Source organism: Methylorubrum podarium (genome assembly GCF_040270385.1).
GTDB lineage: Bacteria > Pseudomonadota > Alphaproteobacteria > Rhizobiales > Beijerinckiaceae > Methylobacterium > Methylobacterium podarium.
On the sequence record NZ_JBELQE010000033.1, the window covers coordinates 87,301 to 100,293 of the forward strand.

General features: G+C 68.3%; 12 protein-coding genes and 1 pseudogene. 4 read left to right on the forward strand and 9 right to left on the reverse strand.

The window, feature by feature from the left end; all coding sequences use genetic code 11:
• Positions 1 to 51 precede the first annotated feature (51 nt).
• The 7 genes from sorB to ABS772_RS05690 all read right to left on the reverse strand — a co-directional run bounded on the left by sorB (position 52) and on the right by ABS772_RS05690 (position 7,318).
• Entirely contained in the window at positions 52 to 363 is a 312-nt protein-coding gene (sorB, locus tag ABS772_RS05660; RefSeq protein ID WP_350392897.1) for a SorB family sulfite dehydrogenase c-type cytochrome subunit, read from the reverse strand.
• Between the two features lie 11 nt (positions 364 to 374).
• Entirely contained in the window at positions 375 to 1,580 is a 1,206-nt protein-coding gene (gene sorA / locus ABS772_RS05665; protein WP_350392898.1) for a SorA family sulfite dehydrogenase catalytic subunit, read from the reverse strand.
• A 55-nt stretch (positions 1,581 to 1,635) separates the two neighbouring features.
• Positions 1,636 to 2,703: a YeiH family protein gene (locus ABS772_RS05670; protein WP_407942967.1), complete on the reverse strand. Its 1,068-nt coding sequence runs from the start codon at positions 2,701 to 2,703 to the stop codon at positions 1,636 to 1,638.
• A 96-nt stretch (positions 2,704 to 2,799) separates the two neighbouring features.
• The gene (locus ABS772_RS05675) at positions 2,800 to 4,179 is read right to left on the reverse strand and encodes an MFS transporter (protein WP_350392901.1); all 1,380 of its coding nucleotides are present in this window, start codon (positions 4,177 to 4,179) and stop codon (positions 2,800 to 2,802) included.
• Entirely contained in the window at positions 4,176 to 5,855 is a 1,680-nt protein-coding gene (locus ABS772_RS05680; protein WP_350392903.1) for a GMC family oxidoreductase, read from the reverse strand. Before ABS772_RS05680 ends, ABS772_RS05675 begins: the two co-directional genes overlap by 4 nt.
• Positions 5,856 to 6,135: 280 nt before the next feature.
• Complete coding sequence (locus tag ABS772_RS05685; RefSeq protein ID WP_350392905.1) at positions 6,136 to 6,348, reverse strand: hypothetical protein; 213 nt, start codon at positions 6,346 to 6,348, stop codon at positions 6,136 to 6,138.
• Positions 6,349 to 6,454: 106 nt separating this feature from the next.
• Entirely contained in the window at positions 6,455 to 7,318 is an 864-nt protein-coding gene (locus ABS772_RS05690; RefSeq protein WP_350392906.1) for a LysR substrate-binding domain-containing protein, read from the reverse strand.
• A gap of 238 nt (positions 7,319 to 7,556) precedes the next feature.
• On the opposite strand from ABS772_RS05690, the gene ABS772_RS05695 reads away from it, so the two are divergent.
• Genes ABS772_RS05695 through sucD form a run of 4 tightly spaced genes read left to right on the forward strand, consistent with a single transcriptional unit; the run spans position 7,557 to position 12,429 of the window.
• A complete protein-coding gene (locus ABS772_RS05695) occupies positions 7,557 to 8,867 on the forward strand; it encodes an MFS transporter (RefSeq protein ID WP_350392907.1) in 1,311 nt (436 codons plus the stop codon).
• 60 nt (positions 8,868 to 8,927) lie between these two features.
• Positions 8,928 to 10,376 (forward strand): acylating sulfoacetaldehyde dehydrogenase, encoded by a 1,449-nt coding sequence (gene sauS / locus ABS772_RS05700; RefSeq protein ID WP_350392909.1) that lies wholly within the window; start codon positions 8,928 to 8,930, stop codon positions 10,374 to 10,376.
• Entirely contained in the window at positions 10,373 to 11,527 is a 1,155-nt protein-coding gene (locus ABS772_RS05705) for a succinate--CoA ligase subunit beta (RefSeq protein WP_350392910.1), read from the forward strand. The genes sauS and ABS772_RS05705 overlap by 4 nt, the downstream gene beginning before the upstream one ends.
• Positions 11,524 to 12,429 carry a succinate--CoA ligase subunit alpha gene (sucD, locus tag ABS772_RS05710; protein WP_350392911.1) on the forward strand — a complete coding sequence of 302 codons (906 nt, stop codon included), beginning with the start codon at positions 11,524 to 11,526 and terminating at the stop codon, positions 12,427 to 12,429. Before ABS772_RS05705 ends, sucD begins: the two co-directional genes overlap by 4 nt.
• 59 nt (positions 12,430 to 12,488) lie before the next feature.
• On the opposite strand, the gene ABS772_RS05715 is transcribed toward sucD, so the two are convergent.
• Together ABS772_RS05715 and ABS772_RS05720 are read right to left on the reverse strand one after the other, a co-directional pair.
• Complete coding sequence (locus ABS772_RS05715) at positions 12,489 to 12,716, reverse strand: hypothetical protein (protein ID WP_350392913.1); 228 nt, start codon at positions 12,714 to 12,716, stop codon at positions 12,489 to 12,491.
• A 180-nt stretch (positions 12,717 to 12,896) separates the two neighbouring features.
• A pseudogene (locus tag ABS772_RS05720) lies at positions 12,897 to 12,993 on the reverse strand (ferredoxin--NADP reductase); the annotation flags it as partial.

Genomic DNA, 12,993 nt, shown 5'->3' on the forward strand with positions numbered 1-12,993 from the left:
GCGGACGCCGAGGCGCCCGCGGACCCGATGGTGCAATCGTCCCGCCCGCAATCAATAGGTCGCGGTGAGATAGTCGGTGATCGCCTTGGCGTCGGCCTCCTCGATCGGCGCGCCGTAGACCTTGATCATCTTGGTGACCTCGGCCGTCCAGAACGCGTGACCCTTCCGGGCCGGCTGCGTGGCGATGTAGTCCGGCGAGTGGCAGCTCAGGCAATGCGCCTCCGCCACCGCGGCGCCGGGGCCGGGCTTCAGCTTCGCTGTGTCTTCCGGCAGGTCGTAGCGGACGGGGCTTGCCGAGGCGGTTCCGGCAGCGAGAACGACGAGGGCGACGACGCGCGCGCGCCTGAAAAACAATCGGGTCATGGGCGCCTCCTTCAGCGGGCGGTCACGCGCGTTGTCTCGACGACGTTGCGCAGGTAGCCGGCCGGATTCCATAGCGGTTCGAGCGGCTGCGACTGCCCGATCCGATTCAGCGCCCGGACCCGCAGTCGGTGCTCGCCTGCCGGGAGCTTCAGGTTCGCCTCCCAGCCGCGGAAGGCGTAGCGGCCCTCGTCCGGCCCGAGGCGTGCCGCAGTCCAGGTGCGCCCGTCATCGCTCGAGACAGCGACCTCGGTGATGCCGTATCCGCCGTCGAAGGCGATGCCGCGCCAGGCGGTGTCGGTGCCTGCCGCGACGCTGGCGCCGTCAGCCACGTTGGTGATGAAGGAGCGGACCGTGAAGCGGTTGATCGGCACGGTCGCCGTCGGCGCCTTGCCGGGCTCGGTGCAGCCGCACGCATTGGCCGGGATGCGGTAGGCCGGCTTCATCCAGAAGTTCTCGAAGGTCGTGTCGAGCACCGTGATCGCGTTGAGGTGCTTGAGCCAGTAGGTGCCGTAATAGCCCGGCACGACGAGCCGTAGCGGAAAGCCGTTGAGGAACGGCAGGTCGGCGCCGTTCATGGCGTAGGCCAGCATCACCTCGCCGTCGCGGGCGTGGTCGAGATCGAGCGCCTTGGCGAAGTCGGGCGTCTTTTCCAGCACCGGCCCGTCGAGGCCCTCGAACATCACCTGCCGCGCATTCGCCTGCACGCCGGCCCGGTCGAGCACGGTTTTGAGAGGCACGCCTTTCCAGCGGGCGCAGCCCATGGCCCCGTTGGCGAGCTGGCCGCCGGCCACCCGCGGTTCGAAGAAGCCGCGGGAATTGCCCGAGCACTGGTTGACCGCGGTGATCTCGACCGGATCGAGCGCCTTGAGGTCTGTCAGCGACAGGGAGAGCGGTTTCTCAACCTTCCCCTTGATCTCCAGGCGGAACGTGTCCGGATCGATCTCCTGGGGCAGGCCGGCGAGGTGGTAGCGCACGAAGAAGGCATCGTTCGGCGTGATCAGCCCCTCGTCGAAGACCGAGAACGGCGTCTCCAGTTGCGGCGGGCGGCTCGTCATCTGGATCAGCGGACGCTTGCCCGGATAGGCGACGAGGGGGCGCTCGCCGTTGCCGAAGGGGAGCGTGACCGCGTCGGACGAGGCCGCGCGGGCTCGCCCGGCCGCGCCACCCGCGAGCAGAGCGGAGCCGGCGCCGCGCAGCAGGGCGCGTCGGTGCAACATGGTTTCCTCCTTCATCGGGCGGATCTCTTGTCGGATCCGCCGCTTCCGGCCGGCTTCACCCGAGCCGGAGCAGGTGGATCAGCCCGAGGCTGATCAGCAGCAGCAACACGAGTGACAGGGTCACCGCGGCGGTGACGCGCCCGCCGACGCGGCCGATCACCCGGACATCGACGCCGAGCCCGAGGGCGGCCATCGAGACCACGGTGAGGAGGCCGGCGACCCGTGTGATCGGGCCGACCGCGAGATCGGGCACGAGGCCGAGCGAGCGGCAGGCGGCGAGGACGAGGAAGCCGAGGATGAACCACGGCACCAGCTTGAATGGATCGAACCGGCGCGGGACCGCCTGAGGCGCCGCGCCGCTCAGGCGAGGCGCCAGCAGCGAGAGGCCGACGACGACGGGGCCGAGCATCAGCACGCGCACGAGCTTGACCAGCGTGCCGATCTGCGTCGCCGCGAGCCCGGCCGGGACGGTGGCAGCCAGAACCTGCGGCACCGCGTAGACGGTGAGCCCGGCGAGGATGCCGTACTGGCCGGCGCCGAGGCCCAGGAGCGGGATCAGCAGCGGCAGGCCGAGCACCATCAGCACGCCGAGGATGGCGGTGAAGGAGATCGAGGAGGCGACATCGTCGCTGCTGGCGCCGATGACCGGAGCGACCGCCGCGATGGCCGAGTTGCCGCAGATCGAGTTGCCGCAGGCGATCAGGATCGAGATCCGCACGGCAAGCCCGAGCAGGCGGCTGATCGCGAAGCTCGCCAGTATCGTCACCACCACGGTCGCGACGATTGCCGCGAGCAGCAACGGCCCGGAGGCGACGATCGCCGCGAAGCTGATCGAGGCGCCGAGCAGCATCACGGCGACTTCGAGGAGCTGCTTGGCACTGAAGGCGATGCCGGAGCGCCACAGCGGGCTCGGCGTCCAGAAGCTGCGGATCGCCATGCCGAGGAGGATCGCGATGACCAGCGCCTCGATATAGGGATGCTCGAACGTGTCCTCCTCGAGATGCTGCAGCCCGATCGAGACCAGCGTGACCGCGACGCAGAGCGCGATGCCCGGTGCCAGCTCTCGGATTCGGGCAACCGGGGCGCGGGATTCGGGCGGCTTCATCAGGCGGTTCTTCTGCAGCATCGTCGGTCCTCGACACCCGGGGTCCGGTGTCGCCCTCACACCGCCTTTGTGGCAAATTTCATCTTCTTTGCGTGGGAAAAGTAGAGCGTTCTTCTACGCCGGCCCTGCATCGTGGAACGTCCTTCGCATCGATCCGATCGGCGCGGCAGGCAAAGGTTGGGCCGGGACGCCCGCTGCCGCACGTGCCCGGCGGCCGATCCAGATGGCGGAGGCCGCGCTGACGAGGCCGGCGAAGGCGCAATAGGCGCAGACCAGCCACGGTCGGTCCGCACCCGAGTATTGAAGCAGCGCAGTGGCGACGATCGGGGTCAGGCCGCTCGCGAAGATGCCGGAGAACTGGTAGACGAAGGAGATGCCGGTGTAGCGCACCCGCGCGGGAAACAACTCCGAGAACAGCGCCGCCTCCGGCCCGTAGACCGAGGCGTAGAGGATGCCGAACGGCACGATCAGCGCGAGCCAGATCGCCGCGGTGCTGCCGTCGCTGTGGAGGAAGACCCAGAACGCCGGGAAGGCCGAGAAGCCGGTCAGCAGCGAGCCCCAGGCGTAGACGCGGGTGCGCCCGAGGCGGTCTGAGAGCCAGCCGGCGATCGGAATGGTGAGGCAGAGCAGGAGCGCGGCCGCCGTGACGCCCAGCAGCGCCTGGGTGCGCGGCATCTTCACGGTGCCGGTGAGGTAGCCGATCGAGAACACGGCGAAGACGTTGAAGAACACGCCGTCAATGGTGCGCGCGCCCATGCCGGCGAGCACGTTGCCGGGAAAGTCGCGGATCATCGAGACGAAGGGGATCGCCGCTTCGCGGTTGGCTTCCTTCACGCGGGAGAATTCCGGCGTCTCCATCACGTTGAGCCGGATATAGGCGCCGACCGCCACGAGCACCGCGCTCAACAGGAAGGCAAGCCGCCAGCCCCAGGTCAGGAACTGCTCGTCCGAGAGCCCGTAGGACAGGCCCGCGACGACGCCCGAGGCGAGGCAGAGGCCGAGCGCCAGCCCGATCTGCGGGATGCTGGCATAGAGGCCGCGCTTCGAGGGCGGCGCGTACTCGAAGGCCATCAGCACGGCCCCGCCCCACTCGCCGCCAAGCCCGATGCCCTGGACGATCCGCAGCAGCAGCAGCAGGACCGGCGCGGCCACGCCGATCTGCGCGTAGGTCGGCACGAGGCCGATCAGGAATGTCGCGACGCCCATCAGCATCAGCGTGATGACGAGCATGCTCTTGCGGCCGATCCGGTCGCCGAAATGCCCGAAGATCACGCCGCCGAGCGGTCGGGCGACGAAGCCGACCGCGAAGGTCGCGTAGGCCAGCAGCGTCGAGACGAGGGGATCGTCGGCGGGGAAGTAGAGCTTGTTGAGGACGATGCCGGCGACGACGCCGTAGAGAAAGAAGTCGTACCACTCGATCGTCGCGCCGATCAGCGCGGCGGTGACCACGCGGCCGAGGCCGCCTGCCTTGGGTGTCGTCGGGCTCGTCGTCATGCCGGACTCCCCTCGCGCGCCGCGTCGGAGAACGTCCCTGATCCCGGCGCGGCGGCGGGGATCGGTCTCGATCCGGCCCGTGCGTCGGACAGGATCATGTCGGAGGCTTTTTCGGCGATCATCACCACCGGCGCGCTGGTGTTGCCGGAGACGAGCGTCGGCATGATCGAGCAATCGACGACGCGCAGGCCCCCGACACCGTGGACGCGAAGCCGCGCATCGGTCACGGCGAGCGGGTCGGTGCCCATGCGGCAAGTGCCCGAGGGATGGAAGATCGTTGCGCCCCACGCGCGGGCGAACGCCAGAAGCGCATCGTCTCCTTCCGTATCCGCGCCTGGCTTCACCTCCTCAGTGAGGAGATCGCGCAACGGGCCGGTCGCGGCGAGGCGGCGGGCGAACTTGATGCCCTCGACCGTGCAACGCCGGTCGGTCTCGGTCGCGAGGTAGTTCGCCCGCATCACCGGGGCCGCGAACGGGTCAGCGCTGCGAAGCGTGACGCTGCCGCGCGATTCCGGCCGCAATTGGCAGACCGAGAAGGTGCAACCGGACCAGGGATGGGGGGCGCCGCCGGCCATGTCGGCCGAGAGCGTGGCGAAGTGGAACTGCACGTCCGGCGTGCCAGGGCCGGGCATCACGCGGGTGAACAGGCCGCCTTGGTTGATCCCGACGGCCAGCGGCCCGCTGCGGGTCAGGAGCCATTGCACGGCGATGCGCGCCTTGCTCCAGAGCGAACGCAGGTCGTCGTTGGTGGTGATCGGCTTGGCGACCCGGTACAGAAGCCGGATCTGGAGATGGTCCTGAAGGTTGGCGCCGACGCCCGGCAGGGCGTGCGCGACCGGGATGCCGTGGCGCTTGAGTTCCTCCTCCGGCCCGATGCCCGACAGCATCAGGATCTGCGGGCTCTGCAACGCGCCGGCGGCGAGGATCACCTCGGCGCCCGCGCGCGCCTCCCGCATCCGCCCGCCCCGCCGGTAGCGGACGCCGACGACGCGGCGCCCTTCGAGGATCAGGCCGGTGGCGTGCGCGTCGGTCTCGACATGCAGGTTTCGGCGTCCGCGGGCCGGGCGAAGGTAGGCGATCGCGGTGCTGCAGCGTCGGCCGTTGCGGGTGAAGAGCTGATAATAGCCGGCGCCCTCCTGGTCGCCGGTGTTGAAGTCGTCGGTGCGCGGTACGCCGAGTTCCCCGGCCCCCGCGATGATCGCCTCGATCAGTTCGTGGCGCCGCCCGATGTCGGAGCACCAGAGCGGCCCCTCGGAGCCGTGGGCCGGCCCGGCGCCCTTGGTGTTGTGCTCCGAGCGGATGAAGTACGGCAGCACGTCCTTCCACGACCAGCCGTCGTTGCCGAGGGCGGCCCAGTGGTCGTAATCCTCGCGCTGCCCGCGCACGAAGATCAGGCCGTTGATCGACGACGAGCCGCCAAGCGTCCGGCCGCGCGGCCAGTAGATGCGCCGATCCCCCATGGTCGGCTCCGGCTCGGTGTAGAAGCCCCAATTGAGGGTCTTGTGGAACATCGTCTTCGCGTAGCCGATGGGCAGATGAATCCAGAGCGAGCGGTCGCGCGGACCGGCCTCCAGCATCAGCACGCGGTGACGGCCGTCCGCCGAGAGGCGGTTCGCCAGGACGCAGCCCGCAGTGCCGCCGCCGACGATGATGAAGTCGTAGGGGGCGACCGCCATCGCCTGCACCTCGCCGACTGCGTTTCCTCAGATTTTCTCCGGTCTTGAGCGCCTATGTCTCAAAAAACGGAACGTTATGTTCGATTAGATGAGGAAATGGCGGGTGTGTCAATCGCGCATGCGTCTTCGCCGGCCTCGCACAGAGTGCGGTCGGTTCATCGGTGAAGAGCGGTGAAGTGGGTGATGCGGCTTCCGATCGGTTACCGCCGGCTTCGCCTCACGCCGTCATGGCGGGGCGGAGACCGTATGGGCTGGGGCCGCAGTCAAAGGCCAAAAAGCTTCAGTTGCCCGGCGAGCCGAAAGATATCTCGGCCTGCTCGTTCTTGGCCATTTCAAGCATGTGCCACTTGAGGCCCGAGACCAGCGACGCGACCGAGACGCCGCGCGATGCGGTGTGGCTCGGCTGGATCGCCTGAAGCTGGGCGATGCTGCCGGCGAGATAGACGGCGGCGGCGAAGGGCAGGATCTGGCGGAGGCGCTCGACGGGCGGCATGATCGGACAATGATTGCTGCGATGCACAAGGTCTAGGCCCTAGCATGGTGCGGCGCAACGGCAGTCGCGTCATGCGGGCCCTGTCGTGGATGCGGATCGGGCAGCGTCAGCGTCCGACATTGCCGATCCCAGCCACCATGTACTCGGCGAGATGCTCCGCGGCGGCGGCAATGCCGCTGGGTTTTCGTTGAAGGACGATTTCCAAGTTCGGCAGGTCGGGTAGCCCGTCGGCGCGGCCGAGCCGGCGGACATGGGTGCCGACGGCGCAGAGCGGGAAGGCCGAGAGAGCGAGCCCGGCATAGACGGCGGCCTGAAGCCCGGCGATGCTGTCGCTGACCGCGGCGATGCTCCACGGTCGCCCGATCTGGCCCAGCGCGTCGAGGGCGTGCTGCCGGTAGACGCTGCCCGCCGGGAGCAGGGCGAGCGGCAGGGCGCCGCTCGGCGGGACGGCGTAGTCGCGCGCCGCCACCCAGACCAGCGGCTCCTCGCGCACCACCGTGCCGCGACCGAATTCCGGCTGGCGCGTCATCAGGGCGATGTCGATCTCCTCATGCTGGAGCGCGGCGTATAGGTTGACGCTGCGCGAACAGCGCAACTCGATCTCCACCTGCGGATAGGCGCGCGAGAAGCCGCTCAGCACCGTCGGCAGCAGGAACGCGGCGTAGAGATCGGGCACGCCGAGCCGGACATGGCCGGTGATGTCGGGCGCCTCGAAGCGCCCGCGGATCTCGTCGTTGAGGCCGAGCAGCATCCGGGCGTAGCCGAGCAACATCTCGCCCTCGCGGGTCAACGTGAGGTTCCGCCGATCCTCCTGAAACAGCGGCTTGGCGAGCGCCCGCTCCAGCCGCTGCATCTGGTGGGTGATCGCCGGCTGCGTGCGGCCGACCTGCTTGCCGGCCTGCGTTATACTGCCGGTTTCGACCACCGCGACGAAGGTGCGGAGCAGAGGAATCTCGAGATCCGGAATCATATCGATCAATATCCTGCATGATCCGGATGCAGACAATAAATTTTTCCGATCCACCGGTGATGGCTAGGATCAACGCGAGACGACGGGCAGACAACGAGTCAGGGCATTCGATGACCCTGAACAACCCGCCGTTTCGGACGTGAGGAACGCTCAACGAATGCCAGGATGCTACCTCAGTTGTGCATCATGCGATGCAATGGCTGCGGGGAGCTTGGCCTAACTCGGCAGGAGGGCCAGGATGTTGAGGCTTGCCCGCTTCAAAGCCACGGATCGTGTGCTGCTGATTATTTGCCTGATGTACCTGGTCACCTATATCGACCGGGTCAACATCGGTACCGCCGCGCCGGCGATGCAGAAGGAACTCGGGCTCACCAATTTCGAGCTCGGACTCGCCTTCTCGGCCTTTGCCTATCCTTACGCCTTCTTCCAGATCGCCGGCGGCTGGCTCGGCGACCGGCTCGGACCGCGGATGACGCTGCTGATCTGCGGCGCGATCTGGTCGGCCGCCACCGTGGCGATCGGCTTCGTCGAGGGGGCGGTGTCGCTCGTCATCGCCCGCTTCGTCCTCGGCATCGGCGAGGGCTCGGCCTTCCCGACCGCGACGCGGGCGCTGGCGAATTGGATGGCCGCCGACCGGCGCGGCTTCGCGCAGGGCATCACCCACGCCTTCGCTCGCCTCGGCAACGCGCTGACGCCGCCGCTGATCGCCTTCCTGATCGTCGCCCTGTCCTGGCGCGACTCGTTCATCATCGTCGGAATCATCAGCTTCGCCTGGGTCGCCTTATGGTTCTGGTACTTCCGCGACGACCCGCGCGACCACAAGCACGTGACGCCGGAGGAGATCGCCGTCCTGCCGACGGTGAAGATCGCGGGCGAGCGCAAGGCCGTGCCGTGGCGGCGCCTGCTCAAACGCATGCTGCCGGTGACGCTGACCGACTTCTGCTACGGCTGGACCCTGTGGCTGTTCCTCAACTGGATCCCATCCTACTTCCTCCATCAGTACCAGCTCGACATCAAGAAGTCGGCGATCTTCGCCTCGGGCGTGTTCTTCGCCGGCGTCGTCGGCGACACCGTCGGTGGCGTCGTCAGCGACCGCATCCTTAGGAAGACCGGCAGCGTGTCGAAGGCGCGAGTGAGCGTCATCGTGGTCGGCTTTCTCGGCGCGTTCCTGTTCATGCTGCCGGTGTTGTTCGTGACCGATCTCGTCACGATCACCCTGTGTCTGTCGGGCGCGTTCTTCTTCGCCGAACTCATCGTCGCGCCGATCTGGGCGGTGCCGATGGACATCGCGCCCCAGCATTCGGGCACCGCCTCCGGCTTCATGAATTTCGGTTTCGGCTTGGCCGGGATGATCTCCCCGGTCGTGTTCGGCGCCGTCATCGACGCGACCGGACGGTGGGATCTGCCCTTCGTCGCGTCCCTCGGTCTGCTGTTGCTGGGTGCTGTGCTCGCCCTGCGGATGCGGCCGGACGAGCCCTTCCTCGACGACGTGGCCGAGGATCGGCCGCCCGTCGTGACCGGTCCGGCGGCGGTCAGACCACAGGCCTGACCGCGAGCCCCCCGCTTCCCTTCGATCCTTCCCTTCCGACAGCCGCAAGAGGATACCGCGATGGCCGTCGTCACTCTCAAGGTCCCGGACCCGCTCGGCCAGCCGGAGCCGGCCTCCGTCGAAGCCGTCATGGAGCGGGCCAGAGCCGCACAGAAGGCGTTCGCCAACGTCGATCAGGAGACCGCGGACGCCGCCGTCCGGGCGCTGGCGTGGTCGCTCTACAACCCTGACCACGCCCGCGAATTGGCCGAACTCGCGGTGCAGGACACCGGCCTCGGCAATGTCGCCGACAAGATCCGCAAGAAGCAGCGCAAGACCTTCGGTACCCTGCGCGACCTGCTGCGCAGCCCTTCCGTCGGCGTGATCGAGCGCGACGAGGCGAAGGGCCTCGTCAAATACGCCAAGCCGATGGGGGTGATCGGCGCGGTGACGCCGTCGACCAATCCGGGCGCGACGCCGGTCAACAAGGCGATGATGGCGGTCAAGGGCCGCAACGCCATCGTCATCGCCCCCTCCCCGCTCGGCTACCGCACCACGGCCCGCATCGTCGATCTGATGCGCGCGGAACTCGCTCAGATCGGCCTGCCCGAGGATCTCGTGCAGATCCTGCCCTCGCCGGTGACGAAGGAGTCGACGGAAGCGCTGATGAAGGCCTGCGACCTCGTCGTGGTGACGGGCTCGCAGGACAATGTCCGCCGCGCCTATTCGAGCGGGACGCCGGCCATCGGCGTCGGCGCCGGCAACGTGCCGGTGATCATCGACGAGACCGCCGATCTTGATGCTGCGGCCGAGCGCATCCGCGACTCGAAGATCTTCGACAACTCGACCTCCTGCTCGTCGGAGAACGCCGTCGTCATCGTGGATGCGGTCTACGACGCGGCCCTCGCCGCGCTGGAGCGGGCCGGCGCCTATCTCTGCACGCCGCCGGAGCGCGAGCGGGTGATCGGGCGCCTCTGGGTCAAGGGCAAGCTCAGCCGCGATCTCATCGCCCGCGACGCCGCGGTCCTGGCCGAGGCGTTCGAGCTGCCGCCGCAGGCTCGGGACAGGCGCTTCTTCCTCGTGGAGGAGACGGGCGTCGGCAAGGGCTATCCTCTGTCGGGCGAAAAGCTCGCCCTCGTGCTCACCGTCTATCGCGCCAGCGACTTCGCGGCGGCGAAAGAACGGGTACGCGAAATCCTGGAGCACCAGGGCAAGGGCCATTCCTGCGGCCTGCACACCACCGACATGGACCGCGCCCGCGAGCTGGCGGAAGACCTCGACGTCGTGCGGGTGCTGGTGAACTTCGCCCACACCTTCGGCAATGGCGGCGGCTTCAATTCCGGCCTCGGCTTCACCCTCAGCATGGGCTGTGGCTCCTGGCAGAAGAACTCGATCTCCGAGAACCTGAGCTACCGGAACATGCTCAACATCACCCATCTCGTTACGGCGATCCCCGAGGACAAGCCGAGCGAGGAGGAACTGTTCGGGCCGCACTGGAAGCGGATCGGCCACCAGGAGGGCGCGCGATGAACTTTCTGGAGCACGTCGCCAAGGCGCAGGTGCTGGCGCCCGCCGGCATCCCGGTCCCGCGCGCGGTCCTGTGTCGGACCCCTGAGGAGGCAGCCGCCGCCTTCGAAGGCCTCGGCCCCTGCATGGTCAAGGCTCAGGTGCCGACCGGCAAGCGCGGCAAGGCCGGCGGCATCAAGCCGGCCAACTCGGCGGAAGAGGCCCGCAGCGTCGCGGAGCGCATCCTCGGAATGAGGATCGACGGCCACGCGGTCGGCGCGATCCTTTTGGAGGAGCAGGCCCAGATCGCCCGCGAGTTCTACGCCGCGGTGCTGATCGACACCGCGAGCCGGTGCCCGCTGGTCCTGTTCTCGACGGAAGGCGGGATGGACATCGAGGAAGTGGCCGCGACCCGCCCCGACGCGCTGCGCCGCCACCGCGTCGATCCTGAAGCCGGCTTCGACGAGGCCGCCGCCCGCGCGATGCTGTCGGGCCTCAACCTCGGAGGCGCGGAGGACGCGGTCGCCGACATCCTGGCTTCGCTCTACACGACGAGCGGCCGAGTCGATGCGGAACTGATCGAGATCAACCCGCTCGCGGTGTTGGCCGACGGCCGGGTCGTCGCCCTCGATTGCAAGCTGACGCTCGACGATTCCGCAGCCTTCCGCCAAGCGGAGCTGGCCGGCGCGGCAGCGGACGAGCCGATGACCGATCTGGAGCGGGAAGGCGCCGCCAACGGGCTCAAGTTCATCCAGCTCGACGGCGATGTCGGCGTGCTGGCCAACGGCGCCGGGCTGACGATGACGACGATGGACGTCATCAGTCATTGCGGCGGACGCCCGGCGAACTTCCTCGAGATCGGCGGCGAGGCCTACACCAAGTCGGAGGCCGCGCTGAAGCTCGTGCTGTCCAATCCCGGCGTCAAAAGCCTCGTCGTCAACTTCTGCGGAGCGTTCGCCCGCACCGACGTGATGGCGGAGGGCGTCGTCACCGCCTGGAAGCGGCTCGATCCGGACATCCCGGTCTTCTTCTCGATCCACGGGACCGGCGAGGACGAGGCCGTGCGCTTCGTGCGGGAGGGTCTCGGCTGCGAACCCTTCGACCTGATGGAGGACGCGGTGCAAGCCGCCGTCGACGCCGCCCACTCAACTGCGAGCCGGGGAGCCGCTCGATGATCATCTATCGTCAGTCCGCCCGCGTCCTCGTCCAGGGCATCACGGGCAAGCAGGGCACCTTCTGGACGCAGAAGATGATGGAGTGCGGCACGAGAGTCGTCGCCGGCGTCAACCCGAAGCGGGCGGGCGAGCGGCATCTCGGCGTGCCGGTCTATGCAACCGCCGAGGCGGCGATGGCCGAGAGCCCGTTCGACGTGGCGGTGATGTTCATTCCCCCTGCCATGGCGCGCGAGGCGGCGCTCGACGCGATTCAAGCCGGGACGCGTACGGTCGTGATTCTGACCGAGCACATCCCGGCCCGCGACGTGATGGCGATCCACCACGCGGCGGCGCGGCACGGCACCCGCATCGTCGGGCCGAACACCGCCGGGATCGTCACGCCCGGCGAGGGGTTCGTCGGCATCATGCCGGGGCATAACCCGAACATCTTCCAGCCGGGCGAGGTCGGCGTGATCTCGCGCTCGGGCAGCCTCGGGACGCTGATCTGCCTCAATCTCACCCGCGCGGGTCTCGGCCAGTCGGCCTTCCTCGGGATCGGCGGCGATCCGATGATCGGCACCACGACCCGAGACGCCCTCCAGGCGCTCGACGAGGATGAGCGCACCCGCGCCATCGTGCTCGTCGGCGAGATCGGCGGGTCGATGGAGGAGGCCGCCGCGGATTATGCGGCCGGCATGTCGAAGCCGGTCGTGTCCTTCATCGCCGGGCGCGCCTCGCCGCCCGGTAAGAAGATGGGCCATGCCGGCGCGATCGTGTCGGGGTCGTTCGGGAGCTACGACGGCAAGCGCCGGGCGCTGGAAGCGGCGGGCGTCACGGTTGCGGACACGCCGGCCGAGATTCCGGGCCTGCTCGGCCTCGGCGAGAACCGGCTGCGCCCAGCCGCCCGGGCGCTTCCGGCCTGAGACATGGAAAATGGCGCCGCGAGCCGTTGCGGCGCCTTCGATCTTCTATCGGTGCGGGTTCAGCCTCCGACGACGGTCCGGAGATGACCGAACAGCGAGGCAACGCTGGCGACCTTCTCGTTCAGGGCCGGATCGAAATAGGCCGCGCGCGCGGCGACGATGGCGACGACCATCGCCCAGAACAGGCCGACGCCGGAGTGCAGGGCAACCCGCGCGGCGGCGGTCGGCTCCTTGTCGCTGGCCGGCAGGATGGGCTCGCCGAAGGAGTCGAATTGAACGGGGGACATGGCGACCGGAAAGGTTCGATACGACAGCGGGACGTCAGCTCAACGTAGCTCGAACGCGATGGCCGCGCTTTCCGTATTTCCAGCGCGGCGGAGAGAGTCCTTCCACGCTGGAATTTGAGCAGAGAATTTTTCTCTCCGGTACCCTTTCGTTTCGCTCCGCAACCTCCCTGTTCCAAAAAATCACTTCTCGACGAAGGCCTTCTCGATGACGTAGTGGGCCGCCTCGCCGTGGTTGCCCTCCTCGTAGCCGAGGCCGGTCAGCATCTCGCGGGTGTCC

Bases quoted from the DNA above. Each gene is read 5' to 3' on its own strand.
- sorB (WP_350392897.1), bottom strand. From the start codon at position 363: ATGACCCGATTGTTTTTCAGGCGCGCGCGCGTCGTCGCCCTCGTCGTT.
- sorA (WP_350392898.1), bottom strand. From the start codon at position 1,580: ATGTTGCACCGACGCGCCCTGCTGCGCGGCGCCGGCTCCGCTCTGCTC.
- ABS772_RS05675 (WP_350392901.1), bottom strand. From the start codon at position 4,179: ATGACGACGAGCCCGACGACACCCAAGGCAGGCGGCCTCGGCCGCGTG.
- ABS772_RS05680 (WP_350392903.1), bottom strand. From the start codon at position 5,855: ATGGCGGTCGCCCCCTACGACTTCATCATCGTCGGCGGCGGCACTGCG.
- ABS772_RS05685 (WP_350392905.1), bottom strand. From the start codon at position 6,348: ATGCCGCCCGTCGAGCGCCTCCGCCAGATCCTGCCCTTCGCCGCCGCC.
- ABS772_RS05690 (WP_350392906.1), bottom strand. From the start codon at position 7,318: ATGATTCCGGATCTCGAGATTCCTCTGCTCCGCACCTTCGTCGCGGTG.
- ABS772_RS05695 (WP_350392907.1), top strand. From the start codon at position 7,557: ATGTTGAGGCTTGCCCGCTTCAAAGCCACGGATCGTGTGCTGCTGATT.
- sauS (WP_350392909.1), top strand. From the start codon at position 8,928: ATGGCCGTCGTCACTCTCAAGGTCCCGGACCCGCTCGGCCAGCCGGAG.
- ABS772_RS05705 (WP_350392910.1), top strand. From the start codon at position 10,373: ATGAACTTTCTGGAGCACGTCGCCAAGGCGCAGGTGCTGGCGCCCGCC.
- sucD (WP_350392911.1), top strand. From the start codon at position 11,524: ATGATCATCTATCGTCAGTCCGCCCGCGTCCTCGTCCAGGGCATCACG.
- ABS772_RS05715 (WP_350392913.1), bottom strand. From the start codon at position 12,716: ATGTCCCCCGTTCAATTCGACTCCTTCGGCGAGCCCATCCTGCCGGCC.